Origin of the sequence: Streptomyces sp. NPDC007945 (assembly GCF_042958885.1) — a bacterium.
Classification (GTDB): Bacteria; Actinomycetota; Actinomycetes; order Streptomycetales; family Streptomycetaceae; genus Streptomyces.
Window position 1 is genome coordinate 1 of sequence record NZ_JBIBJV010000002.1, and the last position, 22,536, is coordinate 22,536.

At 70.0% G+C, this 22,536-nt stretch carries 19 protein-coding genes; 7 read left to right on the forward strand and 12 right to left on the reverse strand.

The window, feature by feature from the left end:
- Positions 1-382: 382 nt before the first annotated feature.
- The 3 genes from ACFZCF_RS05350 to thyX all read right to left on the reverse strand — a co-directional run bounded on the left by ACFZCF_RS05350 (position 383) and on the right by thyX (position 4,015).
- On the reverse strand, positions 383-2,068 hold the full coding sequence (locus ACFZCF_RS05350) for a ribonuclease J (RefSeq protein WP_388435514.1): 1,686 nt from the start codon (positions 2,066-2,068) through the stop codon (positions 383-385).
- Between the two features lie 129 nt (positions 2,069-2,197).
- Entirely contained in the window at positions 2,198-3,097 is a 900-nt protein-coding gene (gene dapA / locus ACFZCF_RS05355) for a 4-hydroxy-tetrahydrodipicolinate synthase (protein WP_388435517.1), read from the reverse strand.
- A 177-nt stretch (positions 3,098-3,274) separates the two neighbouring features.
- On the reverse strand, positions 3,275-4,015 hold the full coding sequence (gene thyX / locus ACFZCF_RS05360; protein WP_391284820.1) for an FAD-dependent thymidylate synthase: 741 nt from the start codon (positions 4,013-4,015) through the stop codon (positions 3,275-3,277).
- A 158-nt stretch (positions 4,016-4,173) separates the two neighbouring features.
- On the opposite strand from thyX, the gene ACFZCF_RS05365 reads away from it, so the two are divergent.
- Together ACFZCF_RS05365 and ACFZCF_RS05370 are read left to right on the forward strand one after the other, a co-directional pair.
- On the forward strand, positions 4,174-4,413 hold the full coding sequence (locus tag ACFZCF_RS05365) for a hypothetical protein (protein ID WP_388435522.1): 240 nt from the start codon (positions 4,174-4,176) through the stop codon (positions 4,411-4,413).
- 54 nt (positions 4,414-4,467) lie between these two features.
- Positions 4,468-5,022 (forward strand): hypothetical protein, encoded by a 555-nt coding sequence (locus ACFZCF_RS05370; RefSeq protein WP_388435525.1) that lies wholly within the window; start codon positions 4,468-4,470, stop codon positions 5,020-5,022.
- Here ACFZCF_RS05370 and ACFZCF_RS05375 read toward each other — a convergent pair.
- From ACFZCF_RS05375 to eccD, 6 genes are all read right to left on the reverse strand, one after another.
- A complete protein-coding gene (locus tag ACFZCF_RS05375) occupies positions 5,012-5,464 on the reverse strand; it encodes a hypothetical protein (protein WP_391284822.1) in 453 nt (150 codons plus the stop codon). The two genes, ACFZCF_RS05370 and ACFZCF_RS05375, sit on opposite strands and share 11 nt — an antisense overlap.
- Positions 5,465-5,469: 5 nt before the next feature.
- Positions 5,470-6,222 carry a 4-hydroxy-tetrahydrodipicolinate reductase gene (dapB, locus tag ACFZCF_RS05380; RefSeq protein WP_388435528.1) on the reverse strand — a complete coding sequence of 251 codons (753 nt, stop codon included), beginning with the start codon at positions 6,220-6,222 and terminating at the stop codon, positions 5,470-5,472.
- Positions 6,223-6,245: 23 nt separating this feature from the next.
- Complete coding sequence (locus ACFZCF_RS05385) at positions 6,246-7,625, reverse strand: M16 family metallopeptidase (RefSeq protein WP_388435531.1); 1,380 nt, start codon at positions 7,623-7,625, stop codon at positions 6,246-6,248.
- A complete protein-coding gene (locus ACFZCF_RS05390) occupies positions 7,622-9,832 on the reverse strand; it encodes a polyribonucleotide nucleotidyltransferase (RefSeq protein ID WP_388435534.1) in 2,211 nt (736 codons plus the stop codon). The genes ACFZCF_RS05385 and ACFZCF_RS05390 overlap by 4 nt, the downstream gene beginning before the upstream one ends.
- Positions 9,833-10,105: 273 nt before the next feature.
- Complete coding sequence (gene rpsO, locus ACFZCF_RS05395; protein WP_128976159.1) at positions 10,106-10,396, reverse strand: 30S ribosomal protein S15; 291 nt, start codon at positions 10,394-10,396, stop codon at positions 10,106-10,108.
- Between the two features lie 167 nt (positions 10,397-10,563).
- Positions 10,564-12,063, reverse strand: coding sequence for a type VII secretion integral membrane protein EccD (gene eccD, locus ACFZCF_RS05400; RefSeq protein ID WP_388435537.1), 1,500 nt, complete (start codon positions 12,061-12,063; stop codon positions 10,564-10,566).
- A gap of 287 nt (positions 12,064-12,350) precedes the next feature.
- Here eccD and eccCa point away from each other — a divergent pair, with 287 nt between their 5' ends.
- The 5 genes from eccCa to ACFZCF_RS05425 all read left to right on the forward strand — a co-directional run bounded on the left by eccCa (position 12,351) and on the right by ACFZCF_RS05425 (position 20,338).
- Positions 12,351-16,313, forward strand: coding sequence for a type VII secretion protein EccCa (eccCa, locus tag ACFZCF_RS05405; protein ID WP_391284827.1), 3,963 nt, complete (start codon positions 12,351-12,353; stop codon positions 16,311-16,313).
- A gap of 51 nt (positions 16,314-16,364) precedes the next feature.
- Entirely contained in the window at positions 16,365-16,592 is a 228-nt protein-coding gene (locus ACFZCF_RS05410; RefSeq protein ID WP_391284829.1) for a hypothetical protein, read from the forward strand.
- A 319-nt stretch (positions 16,593-16,911) separates the two neighbouring features.
- The gene (locus tag ACFZCF_RS05415) at positions 16,912-17,421 is read left to right on the forward strand and encodes a hypothetical protein (protein ID WP_388435546.1); all 510 of its coding nucleotides are present in this window, start codon (positions 16,912-16,914) and stop codon (positions 17,419-17,421) included.
- 17 nt (positions 17,422-17,438) lie between these two features.
- Entirely contained in the window at positions 17,439-19,706 is a 2,268-nt protein-coding gene (locus tag ACFZCF_RS05420; RefSeq protein ID WP_391284831.1) for a hypothetical protein, read from the forward strand.
- Between the two features lie 86 nt (positions 19,707-19,792).
- A complete protein-coding gene (locus ACFZCF_RS05425; RefSeq protein ID WP_391284833.1) occupies positions 19,793-20,338 on the forward strand; it encodes a hypothetical protein in 546 nt (181 codons plus the stop codon).
- A 79-nt stretch (positions 20,339-20,417) separates the two neighbouring features.
- Here the strand turns inward: ACFZCF_RS05425 and ACFZCF_RS05430 are convergent, their stop codons facing one another.
- The 3 genes from ACFZCF_RS05430 to ACFZCF_RS05440 all read right to left on the reverse strand — a co-directional run bounded on the left by ACFZCF_RS05430 (position 20,418) and on the right by ACFZCF_RS05440 (position 22,528).
- Positions 20,418-20,714, reverse strand: a complete 297-nt coding sequence (locus tag ACFZCF_RS05430; protein WP_391284835.1) for a WXG100 family type VII secretion target — start codon at positions 20,712-20,714, stop codon at positions 20,418-20,420.
- Positions 20,715-20,776: 62 nt separating this feature from the next.
- Positions 20,777-21,139 (reverse strand): WXG100 family type VII secretion target, encoded by a 363-nt coding sequence (locus ACFZCF_RS05435; RefSeq protein ID WP_043230526.1) that lies wholly within the window; start codon positions 21,137-21,139, stop codon positions 20,777-20,779.
- A gap of 87 nt (positions 21,140-21,226) precedes the next feature.
- The gene (locus ACFZCF_RS05440; RefSeq protein WP_391284837.1) at positions 21,227-22,528 is read right to left on the reverse strand and encodes a S8 family serine peptidase; all 1,302 of its coding nucleotides are present in this window, start codon (positions 22,526-22,528) and stop codon (positions 21,227-21,229) included.
- Between the last annotated feature and the right edge of the window lie 8 nt (positions 22,529-22,536).

The following is a 22,536-nucleotide window of genomic DNA, read 5'->3' on the forward strand; positions in this document are numbered from 1 at the left end:
AACCGAAACCGGCTGGACGGGGTATCAACTAATCTGGCGTTGATTTTTGGCACGCTGTTGAGTTCTCAAGGTGCGGACGCTTCCTTCGTTCCTGTCTCCAGGCCCTCCGGGCGCTTCCTTCGTTTCCGACTCTATCAGATCTTTCCGATCCGATTTCCTCGGTGCTTTCCGGTCCTGAGTTTCAATTCCTCGGGGCCTTCCGGCGCTTTCCGACTTTATCAGATGATCTCGGTCGGATTTTCCGCCTCCCGGTCGGCCGTCCGAGCGCACTGCGGCGCTGCGGCTTCCCGTTCTGGTGGAGCCGTAAACGTACTGGAGCGGGCCGCCTCGATGCAAATCGAGGCGGCCCGCTCCGTGACAGTGCTGGTCAGGCCCTTCGGGCTCAGACCTCGACGACGACCGGGAGGATCATCGGCCGGCGGCGGTAGGTGTCGGAGACCCACTTGCCGACGACGCGGCGGATCAGCTGCTGGAGCTGGTGGGGCTCGACGACGCCGTCCTGGGCGGACTTGTTCAGCGCCTGCTCGATCTTGGGGAGCACCGCGTCGAAGGCGGAGTCCTCGATGCCGGAGCCGCGCGCGTGGACGTGCGGGCCGCCGGTGATCTTGCCGGTGGTGGAGTCCACCACCAGGAAGACCGAGATCATGCCCTCCTCGCCGAGGATCCGGCGGTCCTTCAGGGAGGTCTCGGTGACGTCGCCGACCGAGAGGCCGTCCACGTACACGTACCCCGCCTGGACCTTGCCGGTGATGCGGGCGCGGCCGTCGACCAGGTCGACGACGACGCCGTCCTCGGCGATGACGATGTGGTCCTTCGGGATGCCCGTCATCGCACCGAGCTCGGCGTTGGCCCGCAGGTGGCGCCACTCGCCGTGGACCGGCATGAGGTTCTTCGGCTTGCAGATGTTGTAGAAGTACAGCAGCTCGCCGGCCGAGGCGTGGCCCGAGACGTGGACCTTGGCGTTGCCCTTGTGGACGACGTTGGCGCCCCAGCGGGTCAGGCCGTTGATCACGCGGTAGACCGCGTTCTCGTTGCCCGGGATGAGGGACGAGGCCAGGATGACCGTGTCGCCGGGGACGATCCGGATCTGGTGGTCGCGGTTGGCCATCCGGGACAGCGCCGCCATCGGCTCGCCCTGCGAGCCCGTGCAGACGAGCACGACCTCGTCGTCCGGGAGGTCGTCCAGGGTCTTCACGTCGACAACGAGACCGGCCGGGACCTTCAGGTAGCCGAGGTCGCGGGCGATGCCCATGTTCCGGACCATCGAGCGGCCGACGAAGGCGACCCGGCGGCCGTACTCGTGGGCGGCGTCGAGGATCTGCTGGATGCGGTGCACGTGGCTGGCGAAGCTCGCCACGATGATCCGCTTCTGGGCGTTGGCGAACACGTTCCGCAGGACGTTGGAGATGTCCCGCTCGTGTGCCGTGAAGCCGGGGACCTCGGCGTTCGTCGAGTCGGTGAGCAGGAGGTCGATGCCCTCCTCGCTCAACCGGGCGAAGGCGTGCAGGTCCGTGAGGCGGTTGTCCAGCGGCAGCTGGTCCATCTTGAAGTCGCCGGTGTGGACGACCATGCCCGCGGGGGTGCGGATCGCGACCGCCAGGGCGTCCGGGATGGAGTGGTTGACCGCGATGAACTCGCAGTCGAAGGCGCCCAGGCGCTCGCGGTGGCCCTCGGCCACCTCCAGCGTGTAGGGGCGGATGCGGTGCTCCTGGAGCTTCGCCTCGATCAGCGCGAGGGTCAGCTTGGAGCCGATGAGGGGGATGTCCTGCCGCAGGCGCAGCAGGTACGGCACGCCACCGATGTGGTCCTCGTGGCCGTGGGTCAGGACGATGCCGACGACGTCGTCGATGCGGTCCTGGAGGGTGGTGAAGTCGGGCAGGATCAGGTCGACGCCGGGCTGCTCCTCCTCGGGGAAGAGGACGCCGCAGTCGACGATCAGCAGCTTGCCGTCGTACTCGAAGACGGTCATGTTGCGGCCGATCTCGCCCAGGCCGCCGAGCGGGGTGACGCGCAGGCCGCCCTGGGGGAGCTTCGGCGGGGCGCCGAGTTCGGGATGCGGATGACTCAAAAGACTCTCCTCACCACACGCGCCACGTACCAGTCGACACGTGGCGCGCATGACAATCGTGCACTTGCTGTTGTGGGTGTTCGTTCATCACGGTTTTCAGTTGTCACTGTTCAGTTGTGAAGTCGGATGTCAGAGGTCTACCCCGCCCGCGGCGAGGTCCACCTTGAGCTGGTCGGTCTCCCGGTCGGAGAGCTCGACGAGCGGGAGGCGCAGCGGGCCGGCCGGGAGGCCCCGGAGGGCGAGCGCGGCCTTGGTGGTCATGACGCCCTGGGTGCGGAACATGCCGGTGTAGACGGGGAGCAGCTTCTGGTGGATCTCGGTGGCCTTCTCGTGGTCGCCCGCGAGGTGGGCGTCGAGGAGGGCGCGGAGGTCCGGGGTGACGACGTGGCCGACGACGGAGACGAAGCCGACGGCGCCGACCGACAGGAGCGGCAGGTTGAGCATGTCGTCGCCGGAGTACCAGGCGAGGCCGGAGCGGGCGATGGCCCAGCTGGCGCGGCCGAGGTCGCCCTTGGCGTCCTTGTTGGCGACGATCCGGGGGTGCTCGGCGAGCCGGACGATCGTCTCGGTGTCGATCGGGACGCCGGAGCGGCCGGGGATGTCGTAGAGCATCACCGGGAGGCCGGTGGCGTCGGCGATGGCCGTGAAGTGCCGGTACAGGCCCTCCTGCGGGGGCTTGTTGTAGTACGGCGTGACGGCGAGGAGGCCGTGGGCGCCGTCGCGCTCGGCGGCGCGGGCCAGCTCGATGGAGTGGCGGGTGTCGTTGGTGCCGATGCCGGCGACGACGTGGGCGCGGTCGCCGACCGCCTCCAGTACGGCGCGTACGAGCTCCGATTTCTCCGCGTCGCTGGTGGTGGGGGACTCGCCGGTGGTGCCGTTGACGACGAGGCCGTCGTTGCCTGCGTCCACCAGGTGGGTGGCGAGTCGCCGGGCGCCGTCGAGGTCGAGAGCGCCGTCCGCCGTGAAGGGCGTGACCATGGCGGTGAGGACCCGCCCGAAGGGGGTCTGCGGAGTGGAGATCGGAGCCATGGGTAACACGCTACTCGCTGCTCAGCGCCGGGTGTCCCCTCGGGGGACGTGAGAAGTGGAGCCCGGCACTGCCTGCTCGGGGGTTCAAGCAGTGCCGGGTCCGTTTGATCAGCCTAGATGAACTTCACGAAACGTCGCAATACGGACACTTCGGGAGAGTGGACGAACATCTGTGCCCTACGGCGCCACACGGCCGTTCTTGTTGAAGGCCGCGTGGGTCAGCGGCATGAGGCGCGCCCAGTGCTCCTCCATCTTCTCGCCGACCATCTCGATCTCCCGCTGCGGGAAGGAGGGGACCGCGGCCAGCTCGTGCTGGGTGCGCAGACCGAGGAAGTGCATCAGCGAGCGGGCGTTGCAGGTGGCGTACATCGAGGAGTAGAGGCCGACCGGGAGGACCGAGCGGGCCACCTCCCGGGCGACGCCGGCGGCGAGCATCTCCTGGTACGTCTCGTACGCCCGGCGGTAGGAGTCCTCCATCGCGCGGCCGGTCAGCTCGTGCTGCTCGGGCGTGCCCTCGACGAAGACGTACTTGCCCGGGCGGCCCTCCTGGACCAGCCTGCGGGAGGCGTCGGGGACGTAGAAGACCGGCTGGAGCTCCCTGTAGCGGCCCGACTCCTCGTTGTACGACCAGCCCACCCGGTGCCGCATGAACTCGCGGAAGACGAAGATCGGGGCGCTGATGAAGAAGGTCATCGAGTTGTGCTCGAAGGGGCTGCCGTGGCGGTCCCGCATCAAGTAGTTGATCAGGCCCTTCGAACGCTCCGGGTCCTTCTGGAGCTCTTCGAGGGACTGCTCCCCCGCCGTGGAGACCCGGGCCGCCCAGAGGACGTCGGAGTCGGCCGCGGCGCTCTTGACCAGTTCGACGGTGACGTCGCTCCTGAGGTCGATCTTCGCCGGCTCGGTGGGGGTGTCGGTCACCAGGAGTACCTTCCAGTCGTCTGTGGGGCGGGCCCAGGTTAGCGCGAGTCCGTCGGAAGGATGAGATTGGGCCGCTTCGGTGAAAAACGGCACCAAACCATCTGTTCGATCGTCTGTACCTGTGAGGCGCACGACGACCACCGAGGAGAGTGACACCCATGTACAGGCGGGACGAGGCCGTACCGTTCGCGTTCGTGGCGGAGGCCGACGAATTCCGCAGTAACGTCACTCCGCCGCCTCGGGAGCGGCTCAGGCCCGGGCAGGTCGTCGGGCGCACGCTGCTGGGACTCACCGTGGCCGCCGGGCTCGTCGGCTCCCTGCTCCTCGGGATGCCCTCCCTCGACAGCACGGACTCGCCCGCGCACCGGCAGCAGTCCGAAGCCTCCGACAACCGCTGAGGTAGCCTCACCGGGCACTGCCCCTTCGAGCGTGCTTGTGAGTGAGGAACCGCCGTGCCCCTGCCCTTCCTGACGGCCGACCGTGCCTTCGACGCCGACGCCGACGACGCCGTCGCGCTGCCGTTCGACGACCACGACCAGTGGCGCCGTCCGTACCGTCCGGGGCCCTACCGGGTCGGGGCGGCGGCGCTCGCGCTGCTGCTCGCCTCTTTCGTGCTGCTCGCCGCCGTGATCATCGCCGCCGCGGGCGCCGTCGGCGGGGCCGGCGTCACCTTCGGCATCGCCGTGCTGATCATCCTCGCCGCGCTGCGCCTGCTGCGCATGGGCACCTGGGTCAGCCGCGCCGGCGTGCGCCGCGTCGGCTTCCTCACCACCGGCACCACGCCCTGGGCGAAGGTGGCCGAGGTCCGCACCGCGCAGCAGCCGGTGCGCTGGCTGAACTTCCCCCGGACGGTCCAGGGCCAGGCCCTGCTCCTCGACCGGACGGCCGGCGAGCAGCTGGTGCTGCTCACCGACCACAACGCCGACTTCCTCTCCCGGACCGAGGCCTTCGACCGGGCCGCCGACACCGTCGAGGCCTGGCACGCCGAATACGGCGTCAGGCGCTGACCGTCCGGTCCTCGTGGAGGGCAATGGCCCGCTGCATCGCCTTGCGGGCCCGGGGGGTGTCGCGGGCGTCGTGGTAGGCGACCGCGAGCCGGAACCAGCAGCGCCAGTCCTCGGGGGTCTCCTCGGTCTCGGCCTTGCGCCGGGCGAAGACCTCGTCCGCGGAGTCGCGGTCGATCCGGCCGCCCTGGGTGCGCTTCAGCTCGTCGACGGGCAGTCCGCCCTCGGCCTCCAGCTCTGCGGCCAGCCGGTTCGCCCGGCGCGCGAAGCTGGTGTTCTTCCACAGGAACCAGCCGCCGACGCAGGGCAGCAGGAACGCCACCGCGCCCATGCCCATGGCCGCCGGCTCACCGGTCAGGAGGAGCAGGACGCCCTCCATCGCCACCACCCCGAAGACCAGCACGAGGACGGTGGCGAGGAAGACGTACGTGATCTTGCCGCCCATGACCGTCAGCCCAGGTCCAGGAAGTGCTCCAGGCCGAACGTGAGGCCCGGGGTGCTCACCACGCGGCGGGCACCGAGCAGCACGCCCGGCATGAAGCTGGAGTGGTGCAGCGAGTCGTGGCGGACGGTGAGCGTCTCGCCCTCGCCGCCGAGCAGCACCTCCTGGTGGGCCAGCAGGCCCCGGAGCCGTACCGCGTGCACCGGCACGCCGTCCACGTCCGCGCCGCGGGCCCCGTCGAGGGCGGTCGCGGTGGCGTCCGGCTGGGCGCCCAGACCGGCCTCGGCGCGGGCCTTCGCGATCAGCTGGGCGGTGCGGGTGGCGGTGCCGGAGGGGGCATCCACCTTGTTCGGGTGGTGCAGCTCGACGACCTCGACGGACTCGAAGTAGGGGGCCGCGAGCTGGGCGAACCTCATGGTGAGGACCGCGCCGATGGAGAAGTTCGGGGCGATGAGCACGCCGGTCTCCGGGGAGGCGGCGAGCCAGCCGTTCAGCCGCGCGAGGCGGTCCTCGGTCCAGCCGGTGGTGCCGACGACGGCGTGGATGCCGTGGCCCACGCAGTACTCGAGGTTGGCCATGACCGAGTCGGGGGTGGTCAGCTCGACGACGACCTGGGCGCCCGCCTCGGCGAGGGTCTCCAGGCCGTCGCCGCGGCCCAGGGCCGCGACCAGTTCCATGTCCTCGGCGGCCTCGACGGCCTTCACGGCCTCGGAGCCGATCCGGCCCTTGGCGCCGAGGACCGCCACGCGCAGCTTGCTCATCGCACTTCTTCCTTAGGGGATGGTCAGGAGACGGCCAGGTGGAGGCGGTCCGCCTGCTTGTCCTTCAGCGGGCCTATCACCGAGAGCGAGGGCCGCTGGGTCAGCACGTCCCGGGCGACCTCCCGGACCTCGTCCGGGGTGACGGCCGCGATCCGGGCCAGCATGTCGTCGACCGACATCTGGGTGCCCCAGCACAGCTCGCTCTTGCCGATCCGGTTCATGATCGCGCCGGTGTCCTCCAGGCCGAGGACGGTGGAGCCGGAGAGCTGGCCGACGGCACGGGTGATCTCCTCGTCCGTGAGCCCGTCGGCGGCCACCTGGGCCAGCTCGTCGCGGCAGATCCGCAGCACGTCGTGGACCTGGCCGGGGCGGCAGCCCGCGTAGACGCCGAAGAGGCCGCAGTCGGCGAAGCCCGAGGTGTACGAGTACACGCTGTAGGCGAGGCCGCGCTTCTCCCGAACCTCCTGGAAGAGGCGGGAGGACATGCCGCCGCCGAGGGCGGTGTTCAGCACGCCGAGCGCCCAGCGGCGCTCGTCCGTGCGGGCCAAGCCGGGCATGCCGAGGACGACGTGCGCCTGCTCGGTCTTCCGGCCGAGCAGCTCGACCTTGCCGGCCGTGCGGATCGTCCTCCGGCCGTCGCGCGGGGCGATCGGGGCCGCGTCGGCACGGGTGAGGGCGCCGGCCTTCTCGAAGGCGCGGCGGACCTGGCGCACCACCGTGGCGTGGTCCACGTTGCCCGCGGCGGCGACGACCAGGTGGGTCGGGTCGTAGTGCTTCTTGTAGAAGCGGGCGATCTGGCCGCGGGAGAGCGCGTTGATCGTGTCGACGGTGCCGAGGACCGGGCGGCCCAGCGGGGTGTCGCCGAACATGGTCTGCGCGAACAGGTCGTGCACCACGTCACCGGGGTCGTCCTCGGTCATCGCGATCTCCTCGAGGATCACGCCGCGCTCGGCGTCCACGTCGGAGTCGAGGATGAGCGAGCCCGTGAGCATGTCGCAGACGACGTCGATCGCCAGCGGCAGGTCGGTGTCGAGGACCCGGGCGTAGTAGCAGGTGTACTCCTTCGCCGTGAAGGCGTTCATCTCGCCGCCGACCGCGTCGATCGCGGAGGAGATGTCGAGGGCGGAGCGCTTGGCGGTGCCCTTGAAGAGGAGGTGCTCCAGGTAGTGGGTGGCGCCGTTGAGCGCCGGCGTCTCGTCGCGGGAGCCGACGTGGGCCCAGATGCCGAAGGTCGCCGAGCGCACCGAGGGAAGGGTCTCGGTCACGATCCGGAGGCCACCGGGGAGGGTCGTGCGGCGGACGGTGCCGATGCCGTCCTTGCCCGGGAGAAGCGTTTGGGTACGGGCGACGGCCCGCCCCTCGGAGGAGGGGCGGGCCGTCGTCGCGGAACTACGGGACGTCACGAGGAGGCGTCGTCCTTCTGCTCGTCCTCGCCCTCGATCACGGGGATCAGGGAGAGCTTGCCGCGCTGGTCGATCTCGGCGATCTCGACCTGGACCTTGGAGCCGATCGCGAGCACGTCCTCGACGTTCTCCACGCGCTTGCCGCCGGCGAGCTTGCGGATCTGCGAGATGTGCAGCAGGCCGTCCTTGCCCGGGAGCAGGGAGACGAAGGCACCGAAGGTGGTGGTCTTGACGACCGTGCCCAGGTACCGCTCGCCGACCTCCGGCATGGTCGGGTTGGCGATGCCGTTGATCGTGGCGCGGGCGGCCTCGGCCTGCGAGCCGACCTGGGCACCGATGTAGATGGTGCCGTCGTCCTCGATCGTGATCTCGGCGCCGGTGTCCTCCTGGATCTGGTTGATCATCTTGCCCTTGGGGCCGATGACCTCACCGATCTTGTCCACGGGGATCTTGACCGTGATGATCCGCGGGGCGTTGGGGGACATCTCGTCCGGGGTGTCGATCGCTTCCATCATCACGTCGAGGATGTGGAGGCGGGCGTCACGGGCCTGCTTGAGGGCCGCGGCCAGGACGGAGGCCGGGATGCCGTCCAGCTTGGTGTCGAGCTGGAGGGCGGTGACGAACTCCTTCGTACCGGCGACCTTGAAGTCCATGTCGCCGAAGGCGTCCTCCGCACCGAGGATGTCGGTGAGGGCGACGTAGTGCGTCTCGCCGTTGATCTCCTGGGAGATCAGACCCATGGCGATGCCGGCGACGGGGGCCTTGAGCGGCACACCGGCGTTCAGCAGCGACATGGTGGAGGCGCAGACCGAGCCCATGGACGTCGAGCCGTTGGAGCCGAGGGCCTCGGACACCTGGCGGATCGCGTAGGGGAACTCCTCGCGGGACGGGAGGACCGGCACGATCGCGCGCTCGGCGAGCGCGCCGTGGCCGATCTCGCGGCGCTTCGGGGAGCCGACGCGGCCGGTCTCGCCGACGGAGTACGGCGGGAAGTTGTAGTTGTGCATGTACCGCTTGCGGGTCACCGGGGAGAGGGTGTCCAGCTGCTGCTCCATGCGGAGCATGTTGAGGGTGGTGACGCCCAGGATCTGGGTCTCGCCACGCTCGAACAGGGCGGAGCCGTGCACGCGCGGGATGGCCTCGACCTCGGCGGCGAGCGTACGGATGTCCGTGACGCCGCGGCCGTCGATGCGGACCTTGTCCTTGATGACGCGCTCGCGGACCAGGGCCTTGGTCAGGGAGCGGTAGGCGGCGGAGATCTCCTTCTCGCGGCCCTCGAAGGCCGGGAGGAGCTTCTCGGCGGCGAGCTCCTTGACGCGGTCGAGCTCGGCCTCGCGGTCCTGCTTGCCCGGGATGGTGAGGGCCTGGGCCAGCTCGCCGCGGACGGCCTCCTCGAGGGCGGCGTACACGTCGTCCTGGTAGTCCAGGAAGATCGGGAACTCGGCCTCGGGCTTGGCGGCCTTGGCGGCGAGGTCCGACTGCGCCTTGCACAGGACCTTGATGAACGGCTTCGCGGCCTCGAGGCCCGCGGCGACGACCTCCTCGGTCGGCGCCTCGGCGCCGCCCTGGACGAGGGCGATGGTCTTCTCGGTTGCCTCGGCCTCGACCATCATGATCGCGACGTCGCCGTCCTCCAGGACGCGACCGGCGACGACCATGTCGAAGACGGCGTCCTCGAGCTCGGTGTGCGTCGGGAAGGCGACCCACTGGCCCTGGATCAGGGCGACGCGGACGCCGCCGATCGGGCCGGAGAAGGGCAGGCCGGCCAGCTGGGTGGACGCGGACGCGGCGTTGATCGCGACGACGTCGTACAGGTGGTCGGGGTTGAGCGCCATGATCGTGGCGACGACCTGGATCTCGTTGCGCAGGCCCTTCTTGAAGGACGGGCGCAGCGGGCGGTCGATCAGGCGGCAGGTGAGGATCGCGTCCTCGGAGGGGCGGCCCTCGCGGCGGAAGAAGGAGCCGGGGATCTTGCCGGCCGCGTACATCCGCTCCTCGACGTCCACCGTGAGGGGGAAGAAGTCGAGCTGGTCCTTGGGGCGCTTCGAGGCGGACGTCGCCGACAACACCATGGTGTCGTCGTCCAGGTAGGCGACGGCGGAGCCGGCGGCCTGACGGGCCAGACGGCCCGTCTCGAAGCGGATGGTGCGGGTACCGAAGGAACCGTTGTCGATGACGGCCTCGGCGTAGTGGGTCTCGTTCTCCACTATGGGTTTCTCCTACGTTCGTCTTTGGTCCGCGCGCCCGTGTGACGCGGGACGGGTGCGGGAGAAGCGGTGAAGTGGCGGGCCGGTCTTCGATCGAAGCACCCGGGAACGATGCCCGGGGGCCACTACCGAGGACCGGCGGCGTGCCGGCTGCCTCTCGCGCGGTCGTTCTTGTGGCGTTCTGCGACCAGAGTAATTGCCGGTCGGTACTTCGCGCACGTACAGCAAAGGGAGCGGCCCCCTGAATGTGGGAACCGCTCCCTCCACGGCGTCTTACTTGGCGCCGCCGGCCGCACCGCGGCGGATGCCGAGGCGGTCGACCAGCGTACGGAAGCGCTGGATGTCCTTCTTGGCCAGGTACTGCAGCAGGCGGCGGCGCTGACCGACCAGGATCAGCAGACCACGACGGGAGTGGTGGTCGTGCTTGTGGGTCTTGAGGTGCTCGGTCAGGTCCGAGATGCGGCGGGACAGCATGGCGACCTGGACCTCGGGGGAGCCGGTGTCGCCCTCCTTGGTGCCGAACTCGGCCATGATCTGCTTCTTGACAGCGGCGTCGAGAGCCACGCGGTTCTCCTCAGGTTTCGTGCCCACGAGTGCCCCTGGTCTACATCTCAGGGGAGCTTCCGTGACTCGGGAGCGGAGGTCCGATGAGCGCTGCTTCCCCCGGGCGGGATCTCGCCTGCTTCCGGGAGGGCGCACACTAACGGCCGTCACACAGCGTACCAGGCGGCTCAGGAGGTGAGCGCCCGGATGGAGTGGTAGACGTCGAAGACCGCGAGGCAGAGCGGCAGCAGCGTGAGCAGCACGAACGTCTCGGCGATCTCCAGGAAGCGGCCCCAGAAGGGGGTGACGCCCTTGCGCGGGACGATCAGGCCGATGGCCGTGAGCAGCGCGGCGACGCCGGCGATCGCGGCGGAGAGCCACACGGTACGGATGTCGAGCGCGGTGCCGTCGCCCTTCAGCGCCTCCAGGAGGAGCTCGGTCGGCGGGTTCAGGGCGAGGCCGAGGCCGAGGAGGACGAGCGAGCCGAGGCCGGCGGCGAGGGCGCAGCCGACCTGCGCGGTGTAGCGGAAGAGGTGGGCGCGCATCAGCATCGCGACGCCGGTGGCGAGGGCGAGGAGCTGGCCCCAGACGGTGTCGGAGAAGCCGAGGACGGCGGCGGAGCCGACGGCGACGAGCGCGCAGCCGCCGACGAGGCCGACGAGCAGCTCGTGGCCGCGGCGGGCCTGGGCGGCGATCCGGACGGCGTCGACCGGCCCCTGGGGCTCGGCCTCGGAGCCGTATCCGCCGATGGCCGTCCGGGGCGGTTCGAAGCCGATGGGGAGGCGGGCGAAGCGGGTGGAGAGGCCGGGCAGGAAGGCGAGCGCGCCGACCGCGAAGGGGGCGCAGACGGCGGCGGTCTCGGCCGGGGTGAGCCGGGTGAGGATGGCGGCGAAGGCGACCAGCATGCCGACGGCGGAGGCGAAGACGAAGGCGACGAAGGGACCGTCGCCGCTCGGCGACACGATCATGAGGATCACCGCGCAGACGAGGACGGCGGTGCAGGCCAGGAGGAACTGGAGCTTGCCGATGCCCTGGCCGGAGGCGAGGGCGAGCACTCCGGAGCCGGCGACGGCGGCGTTCGCCATCGCGCCGGTGCCGAGGGCCACGGCGGACCCGCGGTCGTCGTAGACGCGGGCGCGGACGGCGGCGAGCGCGAGCAGCAGGACGGCGGTGACGCCGGCCAGGACGCCGGGCAGGCCGTGCATGTCGTGCCGGGGCTCGGACGTCCACAGGACGAAGGCGAGCAGGACGAGGAGGACCGCGCCGCCGAAGAGGCCGGCGCCGCGCATCAGGGCGTCGGACCACAGGGTGCGGTCCTTGGCGACGGCGGAGGCGACCGCGTCGGAGACGTCGTCGAAGACGGCCGGGGGCAGCGACTCGGCGAAGGGGCGCAGGGACAGCAGTTCGCCGTCGAGGATGCGCTGGGCGGCCAGCGAGCGGCTGCCGTCGAGGACGGTGCCGTCGCGGCGCACCAGGTGGTAGCCGACGGGGGCGCCCGGCGCCGGGGTCTGGCCGGAGAGGCGGAGCACCTCCGGGTAGAGGTCGGCGAGGGCGACGTCCTCGGGGAGGGCGACGTCGACGCGGCCGTCGGGCGCGACGACGGTGATCCGGCAGAAGCCGGTGCCGCCGTGGAACACGGTGGTGGGAGCCGACTGGCCGGCTCCGCCGGCCGTGGCTGGGGCCGTCATACTCACCTGCTGCTTCCCCTCGTGGTGATCCTGGTGCTCCTGGCCGGCGGGTCCGGCCGCCGGCGCGGGACCGCGGAGCGGCTCGCGGACCGGGGTCGGGGAGCCGCGGATGTTGCGCTCCGAATGACCCGTTTTTTGCGATAGTTCATGGCCACGCAAATAGTTCGGGCCACCCTACCGCCCACCCGTGACCCCGCACCAAAGTAGGATCCCTCCCCGCGGATGGATCCCTTCGCCACGGGGGCGTCTAGAGGAACTTTCCGTCCGGCAACGGAAATTGGTGAGCTGTGAGCCAGATCGTCGTCAAGCGCCCACCGCGGGCCCTGCCGTCCGAAGTGCCTGACGAGCAGGTGCAGTTGCAACCCCCTCCGGAGCTGCCCCGCGGGCAGCAGGAGGGCGCCCTGATGCAGCTCCTGCCGATGCTCGGCATGGGCGGTTCCGTGGTGTTCTTCTTCATGACGCCGAACCCGATCATGCGGATCATGGGCATGGTGATGATCGCGTCGACGGTGGCCATGGCCATCGCGATGCTGGTCCGCTACCGGCGGGGGACGCAGGGGCAGCTCGCGGACCTGCGGCGCGACTACCTGAAGTACCTGACGCAGACGCGCCGCGCCGTGCTGCGGACGGCGCGGCTCCAGCGGGACGCGCAGTACTACCTGCACCCCTCGCCCGAGCAGCTGTGGGCGCTCGTCGCCGAGGGCAGCCGGGTCTGGGAGCGGCGGCTCGGGGACGCGGACTTCGGCCAGGTCCGGGTCGGGCTCGGCAGCCAGCAGCTGGCGACGCCGCTGATCGCCCCCGAGACGGCGCCGGTGGACGAGCTCGAACCGCTGACCGCCGGGGCGATGCAGCAGTTCCTCAACGCGCACAGCACCCTCGACGGCCTGCCGATGGCGGTGTCGCTGCGCGCCTTCTACCACCTCACGGTGGGCGGGGAGCCGGACGCGGCCCGGTCGACGGCCCGCGCGATGGTGGGCTCGCTGACGGCGCTCCACTCCCCCGAGGACCTGGTCCTCGTCGTCGCCACCGGTGACGGCGCGGCCCCCGCCTGGGAGTGGACGAAGTGGCTGCCGCACGTGCAGGCCCCGGGTCCCGGCGACGGCGCCGGCAGCCGGCGGCTGATCACGACGGACCCGCGGGAGCTGGAGGACCTGGTCGCCGAGCGCCTCGACGGTCGGCCCCGCTTCCAGGGTCCCAACCACCCGCTGCTCGACCACCCGCACCTCGTGGTGGTGCTCGACGGCCAGTCCGTGCCGCAGACCTCGCCGCTCGCCTCGCCGGAGGGCATCCAGGGCGTCACGATCATCGAGGTCGTGGAGGGTCGCGCCGGTGCCCGCGGCGACCTGTCCGTCATCGTCGAGGGCGGGTCGCTGCGCCTCGAATCCGGGCACGGGCACGTGTACGAGGGCAGCCCGGACGCGCTGAGCCCGGACGCGGCAGAGGCGCTGGCCCGGCAGCTGGCGCCGCTGCGGATGGCGGGCGGTTCGGACGACGACGAGCCGCTGCTCGCCAACCTCGACTTCACCGACCTGCTGAACCTCGGCGACGCGGCCTCCGTCGACGTGAGCCGCACCTGGCGGCCGCGGTCCCGCTCGGAGCGGCTGCGCGTGCCGATCGGCGTCGGCGAGGACGGCGTGCCGGTGATGCTCGACCTCAAGGAGGCGGCGCAGGAGGGCATGGGCCCGCACGGCCTGTGCGTCGGCGCCACCGGTTCCGGCAAGTCGGAGCTGCTGCGCACACTGGTCCTCGGGCTCGCGGTGACGCACTCCTCGGAGACCCTGAACTTCGTCCTCGCGGACTTCAAGGGCGGTGCCACCTTCGCGGGCATGTCCCAGATGCCGCACGTCGCCGCGGTGATCACCAACCTGGCGGACGACCTCACGCTGGTGGACCGCATGGGCGACTCCATCCGCGGCGAGCTCAACCGGCGCCAGGAGATGCTGCGCGACGCGGGCAACTACGCGAACATCCACGACTACGAGAAGGCGCGCGCGGCCGGCGCCCCGCTGCAGCCGATCCCCTCGCTCGTCCTCGTCATCGACGAGTTCTCCGAGCTGCTGACGGCCATGCCGGACTTCATCGAGATGTTCGTGCAGATCGGCCGCATCGGCCGGTCGCTCGGCGTCCACCTGCTCCTCGCCTCGCAGCGCCTGGAGGAGGGCCGGCTGCGCGGCCTGGAGACGTACCTCTCGTACCGGATCGGTCTGCGGACGTTCTCGGCGGCCGAGTCGCGGGCGGCGATCGGCGTGCCCGACGCCTACTCGCTGCCGAACGTGCCGGGCTCCGGCTACCTCAAGTACGGCACCGACGAGATGGTGCGGTTCAAGGCCGCGTACGTCTCCGGCACCTACCGCGCCAACCAGCACGCGGCGCTGCCCGGCGGGCCGCTGCCGGTGGACCGGCGGCCGGTGCCGTTCACCGCCGCGCCGGTGCCGGTGCGCTACCTGGAGCCGGAGGCGCGGGCGCGCGTACCCGAGGCGCGGGAGGCGGAGGACGACGCGCTGGCGGACTCGGTGCTCGACGTGATCGTGCGCCGGCTCGAAGGGCGCGGCGTCGAGGCGCACCAGGTGTGGCTGCCGCCGCTGGACAACCCGCCGGCGCTCGACTCGGTCCTGCCGGGGCTCGCCGGCGTCGAGGGCCGGGGGCTCACCCAGCCCGGCTACGAGGGCGCGGGCCGGCTCGTCGTCCCGCTCGGCGTCGTCGACAAGCCGTACGAGCAGCGCCGCGACACGCTCTACCGGGACTTCTCCGGCGCGGCCGGCCACATGCAGATCGTCGGCGGTCCGCAGTCCGGCAAGTCCACGCTGCTGCGGACCCTCATCTCGGCCTTCGCGCTGACGCACACGCCGCACGAGGTGCAGTTCTACGGCCTCGACTTCGGTGGCGGCGGCATGGCCTCGGTGGCGGGCCTTCCGCACGTCGGCGGGGTCGCCTCCCGGCTGGACCCCGAGCGGGTGCGGCGCACGGTCGCCGAGGTGTACGGCATCCTGTCGCGGCGCGAGGAGTACTTCCGCAGCGCCGGCATCGACTCCATCGGCACCTACCGCCGGCTGCGGGCCCGCGGCGACATCTCCGTCACCGATCAGCCGTGGGGCGACGTCTTCCTCGTCATCGACGGCTGGGGCAACTTCCGCACCGAGTACGAGGGCCTGGAGCCGGCCGTCGTCGACATCGCGGCCCGCGGCCTCGGCTACGGCATCCACGTGGTCATCACCGCCTCGCGCTCCATGGAGGTCCGCGCGAACCTGAAGGACCACCTGATGAACCGCCTGGAGCTGCGGCTGGGCGACACGATGGACTCCGAGCTCGACCGCAAGATCGCCGCGAACGTGCCGACCGGCGTCCCCGGCCGGGGTCTGACCCCGGAGAAGCTGCACTTCATGGCCGCCGTGCCGCGCATCGACGGGATCAGCTCCGACAGCGACCTCGCCGAGGCGACGGCCGCGATGACGCAGGAGGTCACCCGGCACTGGACCGCGCCGGGCGCGCCCGAGGTGCGGCTGCTGCCGCGCGAGCTGGACGCGCGAACCCTGCCGGCGGGCTACGCGGAGCCGCAGCGCGGCGTCGCGTTCGCCATCGACGAGAACAACCTGGAGCCGGTCTTCGTCGACTTCGACCGCGACCCCTTCTTCCTCGTCTTCGGCGAGAGCGAGTCGGGCAAGTCGAACCTGCTGCGGCTGATGATCAAGCAGATCACGGAGCGGTACGACGGGGCCTCGGCGAAGTTCTTCGTGATCGACAACCGGCGCGCGCTGCTCGACGTGACGCCGGCGAGCCACCTCGCCGAGTACGTGCCCATGTCCAACAACATGGAGCACCACGTCGACGCCCTCGCCGACCTGATGCGCCGCCGCTCCCCGTCGGCGGACGTCACGGCCCAGCAGCTGCGCGACCGCAGCTGGTGGTCGGGGCCGAACCTGTTCGTGGTCGTCGACGACTACGACCTGGTCTCCACGTCGAGCGGCAACCCGCTGGCGAAGCTGACGGAACTGCTGCCGTTCGCCCGGGACGTGGGCGTCCGCTTCATCATCGCCCGCAGCGCGGCGGGCGCCAGCCGCTCGGCGTACGAGTCCTTCATGCAGCGCATGATGGAACTTGGCGCCCAGGGCGTCCTCCTCTCCGGCGACCCCCAGGAAGGCGACGTCCTCGGCGGCGTCCGCATGCGCCCGATGCCCCCGGGCCGCGGCATCTACGTCTCCCGCCAGCGGGGCAACCCGCTGGTGCAGACGGGGCGGATGCCGGAGTTGTAGGACGGGCGGCGGCGGGGGAATCCCGGTGTCGCGGACGGTGGAGGTACGGCGGTGCGACTGGTGGCGTTCGTGTTCGGGGGCATGGCGGCGCTGTTCGCGATCTTGGCGTGCGGGGGTCTGGAGAGGGCCGACGCCTTCTTCAGGCGCCCCCGCACCCCCGAAGCCCGGGCCGCCCTCCGCACCCGCCACCGCGGCGCCCGCCTGCTCTTCGCGGCCCTCGCCCTGGTGTCGGGCTGGCAGTGCGTGGACTCGGTCCGGCTCGCGGCGGGGTGGGGGTGAGAGCCGGAAGCCGGGGCGGGCGCTCGCGGGGGGGGTGAGCCGGGGGCGGGCGGCCGGAGCGGGGCGGGGCGGGGTCAGCTGCCTTCACCCCGTGGTGTGACGTAAGGACGGGCCGGCCCCTCCTTTCAGGTGAGGCGGAATCCGGCACAGTCGCGCCGATGCCGCAGGCTCCCCATTGCGCCAGATCGTGGCCGACTCCACTTCACCGGTGGCCCGGCATGCCCACGACGTCGGAGAGTGTCAGAAGCCTCGGGAAGGTCCCGGCGGGCTTCCTCGAAGCGGATCCGATGAGGTCGAGCCACAAGGAGCGGTGACGTCCATGGCATGGGACGAGTGGGAGCGGCTGAAGTCTTCGGCGGCCGAGCAGGACGCGGGGCGGATGCGGTTGAACGGGCTGCCGCCCGAGGACCGGCCGAACGCCGGCAGCCCCTCGGGCGGATTCCTCAAGGTGAGCCAGCAGGACCTGGCCGCCATCGGGAACGAGGCGTTCAAGCTGTACAACCGGCTGTGGAAGGAGGCACGCGTCACCTCCATGGACTCGGCCGCATCCGACCTCAGCGGGCAGGGGTTCGCGCTCGGCGCCGCGCTGTCGCACGTGTCGACGCGGTGGGACAGACAGCTCGGGTCCGTCATGGACGCCTGCGCGCTGATCTCGAACCACATGGACTTCACGCAGAACGCGCACGCCGGCGACGAGATCTTCATCGAGCGACACGTCAGCGGCATCGCCACCCTCGACGCCGGTTTCGACGACGACTGGGCCAAGGCCGGGAAGCCGAACGAGATCTACAAGCCGGACGAGAAGGACGAGAAAGACAAGAAGGACTGAACGCGGGGGAAGAACCGATGAACTTCGAAGACCTCTATTCGGCGAACTTCAAGCTTCTCGACGACACCGTCAGCGACTGGACGACCATGCTGACCAAGCTGAAAGCGTTGAAGAAGGACGCGCACGACGGACTGCACAAGAAGGCACTCACGGCCGACTGGGCGGGCGACAACGCGGAGATCTCACGCGCGTTCGTCGGCAAGACCGCCGGCGAGTTCGGTGACGCGCTCACCCAGGCCACGTCGATCCGGAACATCATGAAGGACACCCGGGACGACCTGAAGGAACAGCAGCGTCGGCTCAAGGACGCGATCGAGCGCGGTCGGAGCAAGAACCTCACCGTCACCGTGTCCGGCGGTTCCTTCACCGTCAGCGAGAACCCCGACAAGAAGGCCCCGAACGGTCAGAGCGACGTCAACGCGTTACGTGACGAACTGGACGGCATCGTCAGCGCGGCCACCGACATCGACACCACCGCCTCCGCGGCCTTGAAGGCCCTCGTCGACCTGACGGATCACGGCTTCTCGGACGCGTCGTACCAGGACCGCGACTCGGCGGTCAGCGCCGTCAAGGAGGCGGAGCGGCTGGCGAAGCTGGCGAAGAAGGAGCCGGGGGACCTGACCACGGCGGACTTCGACGCGCTCAACGCCGGGCTGAAGAAGTACGCGGGCGACCCGATCTTCGCCGAACGCTTCGCGACGCGGCTGGGCGCCAAGCAGACGCTGGACTTCTGGTCCGGCCTCAGCCAGCCCTACGAGCACCCCGAGCTGAACCACGACCGGCAGAAGCAGTTCGCCGAGCTCCAGAAGAACCTGGGCCTCACCCTCGCCGCCGCGACACAGGCGGACACGCCCGAGATGTCGCGCTGGAAGAGCGACATCATCCACCTGGGCGACCAGCCGGTCGGCAAGAACAACCTCTCCCAGGGCTTCCAGGTGATGAGCAATCTGATGCGCTGGGGCAACTACGACGACCAGTTCCTCACGAGCTACGGCACGAAGCTGATCGAGGCCGAGAAGAAGTACTCGCTCAACGGCCGGCAGGTTCCCATGGCGTGGCAGACCTTCGGCATGGACACGAAGCTGAACCACACGGGCACCGACTCCGGCTCCGACCCCATGACCGGCTTCCTGGCCGCGCTGTCGAACAGCCCGGGCGCCGCCACGGACTTCTTCAACGCGGACTTCGTCACCAAGGACGAGGACCACGAGTTCAAGGAGGAGGAAGGCAAGAAGGAGAAGCGCTCGCTGACCAACTTCGACTACCTCTTCGAAGAGCGCGACTGGCCGAAGGAGAGCACCGACAAGGGCGAGGACAGCACCGAGGGCCGCAACAACCTCGCGATGGCGCTGGAAGCCGCGACGACCGGTCATCCGGCCGGGCAGATGCCCACGGAGGAGACCCCGCCGCACAGCAGGGACCAGGCGGAACTCATGCAGAGGCTCGTCGCGTCCGTCTCAGACGACCCCGGGCGCCTGACCAAGCACGGCTACATGTCGGACAGCATCGGGCAGATCACCTCCGAGTACCTCCCCGACGTCAACCGCGCCATGTCCGACGACAGCCGCGGCAACACCGACAAGCTGTTCCCCGTCGCGGGTACGCCCGCGGACCTGCAGCACTCGGACGTCACCCGCCTCCTGGTCACACTGGGCCAGGACCCCAAGGCCAACGCGGCCGTGGAGGTCGGCCAGGCCGCGTACCTGGGCAACCTCATGGACTACCACCTGAACCCGAACACGCCGGAGGAGCTGCGCTATCCGCAGTCGCCTCAGACGACGATCGAGGAGATCTCGCGTCGGTCGGCCGAGATCAGCGGCACCCTGGCGGTCGGCCGCCAGGAGGCGATCGTCGGCCCGGCGGCCAAGGAGGCCAAGGACTTCGCGGACGGCGTCGCCCAGCAGAAGAACGCCTGGTCAGGCGCGATCGGCACGGGAGTCGGCGTCGGCGTCAGCTTCATCGCCACCCCGGTCGGCGGCGCGGTCGCCAGCGGTGTCGCCGGCACGGTCAGCTCCATGGTGCTGGAGCACGTCTTCCAGCAGTCCGAAACGGATGTGCTGAAGGAGGCGTCCAAGAACGCCGGCGAACTGTGGGGAACCGCCCGGAAGGAGGCCTTCGACATGAACCAGTTGGCGGCCGAAGAGGCGGCGAAGGCCCACGACCTCCCGTACGCGCACCAGGTCGCGGACTGGGCCAAGGCAGGTGGCCAGAACGGCTTCAACGACGCCTCGGACAACGCCCGTCACATGGCCGACGAACTCGAGACAGAGGTCCTGCCGGGCTGATCACCCCTCTCGACCACCCGCCGGCTGCCGCGCCGACGCCGGCACCGCGGGGTCCCGCCTCCCTCCTCCCGCCGACCAGAAAGCGCATGATGAAGCACGCAAAGGAACGCATCGTGGCCGCTGTCGCACTCGTCCTCCTTGCCTCCGGATGCTCCCCTGCGAAGGAGGAGAAGCGGGCATTCGAAGTCCCGGACTCCCTGTGCGGGACACCAGTGCCCGCAGAGCTGCTCTCACTGGTGCTTCCGGCCGGTGGCGCGCGGGTCGCGGCAGAACGCGAAGACAAACATGGTGCGCAGTACTGCACGGTCTCGGTCGACGGCACCTCTGCGCTGCACGCCGAATGGTCCTGGTGGGGCAAAGGCAAGCGCACGACACAAGTGGCCGCGTCCATGCGGGGCGTCAAGCTCGACGAGCATGTCAGCGAAGACGGAACCTACACGTACGCAGCCGAGGGCGGCGTCAGCCGCGTCACCTGCTCCGAGCCGCGAATCCCCACGCGCAAGGACGAGATGGAGTTGTACGCCCAGATCTACATTGCGAACGATGCCAGGCCCGACGAGGCCGCGATGGAGAAGCTCATCCAGGCGTACGCGAAGAGCGTTTCGGCTTCTCCGGAGTGCGTGCGGAAGTAGGACGCCGGCCGGTCCGGAGAACGCGACAGGGTGGGCGCCTCCCGTGCACGCCCACCCTGTTCGCTTGTGTGGCCTCGGTTTAGAAGAAGCCCGCGGCGCGCTTGTCGCCGGCCTGGTAGGCCGGGGCGGCCTGGCGGACGGCCTTGGAGATGCTCTGCAGGGCCTGGTGGATCGCGCGCGTCTCCTGGTCCCACTTCGCGTGGGCGCCGTCGGCGGCGGTCTTGGCCTCACCCTCCCAGGTGTTGGAGACCGAGCGGATCTTCGACTGGATGGCCTCCAGGGCCTCGTCCAGGCGCTTCGCCTGCGCGTCGATCTGGTTCGCCGCGTCGTCGAGCGACGCGTACGTGACGAGCATGATGCCGTCGTTGCCGGCCATGTTCCCTCCGTTTTTGGGTGGTGTCGTTCAGGTGGGGTTGGTGCGTGGCTCCGACCCGGAGGTCAGAGGCCGGCGATGCCCGAACGGGCGGCCTTCTCGGCGCCCGCGTCGCCGGAGAAGCCCGCGGTCACGTCGACGCCGCGCAGGGCCGCCTCGACCTCGTCGTCCGTGTTGCTGGACGTCGTCCGGGTGACCTGGATGGCCTCCTGGAAGTTCAGCATCAGCTTGGCGATGCGCACCATGCCCTGGTTGATCTCGGTCTGCTTGGCGTCGAAGGCGCCGGCGCCGATGCCCTTCCAGCGGCCTTCGAGGCTGTCGATGACGCCCTGGAGGGCCGTCAGCTGGCCCTTCACGTCATCGAACTTGCGGGTGAGCTCGTCCTGGAAATCCTTGAGACTCTGATCGCCAACCTTCAAGACTGACATGTGTCGCTCTCCCTTTCTCGGGTTCTCTGTTGAGGCTGCGCCCGCAGACTCGCGCGGGCGCAGGGAGGTTTGTGGTTGCTGCCGCCGTCAGGCGTTCGTGCGTCGGCGGCGTGCGATGACGACGCCCGCGGCCGCCACGACGACCACCACCGCTGCGGCGACGCCGATGACGAGGCCGGTGTTGCTGCCGCCGTCCGCGTCCTCGGCCGCGCTCCCGTTGGAGCCTGCCACAGGTGCGTCCGACGCCTGCTTGCCGTCGGGAGCTTGTGTCGAAGCTGTTGCGGAGGGGGCGGTCGTCGACGTGCCGGAGGGGGCGGAAGCCGAAGCGGACGCAGATCCGGATGCGGAGGCCGAGGGGGTCGCCAGGGTGGACTTGTTGGTCAGGGGGCTGATGTTCGGTTCGCCAGGGTTGCCCTCGCCTCGGGAGACGTGGGCGTTCGGACGGACGATGCCGTAGCCGAGGTAGTCACTGACGGTACCCGGCTCCCAGCCCTTTCCGCGCGCCGCGGAGTCGAGCATGACGCGGAGGACCTGGTTGCCCGTCCAGTCCGGGTGCATGGACCAGATGAGGGCGGCGGAGGCGGAGGCGATGGCGGTGGAGTTGCTGGTGCCGTCGCTCATGCAGTACTTCGTGAGGCTCTTGTCGCAGTACCCGGGGATGTCGGTTCCTGGTGCGGCGATGTCGATGGTGTCGCCGTGCTGCGAGTACTCGGCCACCGATCCGTCCCGGTCGGTCGCCGCGACGGCGATGGCTTCGGGGTAGCTCGCTGGGAATTGCTCCTTGTTGCCCTTCGTGGCGTTGTTGCCAGCGCCACCAAAGACCAACTTGCCTTTGCTCTGAGCGTACTTGACAGCTTCCCGAGCGAGTTCGTTGTAGTAATCGGAGGCGAAGGAGATATTGATGATCTGCGCGTCGCTGTCGGCAGCGGCTTTGATCGACTCCGCCATGTCGAAGGCGTTGACGGCCTGCTCGTTCTGACGCTCGGTGTCAGCCACACGATAGGGAATGACCTTGGCGTCCGGTGCCAGGCCCTTGATGCCGCCACCCGCCCCCGATCCGACGATCATCTCGGCCATGGACGTGCCGTGACCGGTGTAATCGTCCGTCTCGTCACCCTTGGACTCGGACGCGTCCCATCCCTTTAGCACCTTGCCCTTAAGAGAAGGGGTGTCCGGATTGACGCCGGTGTCGATGATGGCGACGGTGATGCCCTTCCCCGTCGCCTTCTTCCAGATCTCTTCGGCCTTCATGGCGTCCAGGTACCACTGCTGCGACCGTGCGTCGGCGGCGACTGCCGCCGGGGCGAGCCCGACGAGCGACGTCGTCAGCACCGCGATCGCCGTGGTGCCGAGGAGCGCCCGCCGGAGCCTGCCGCCGCTCTCGATCATTCGTGCCG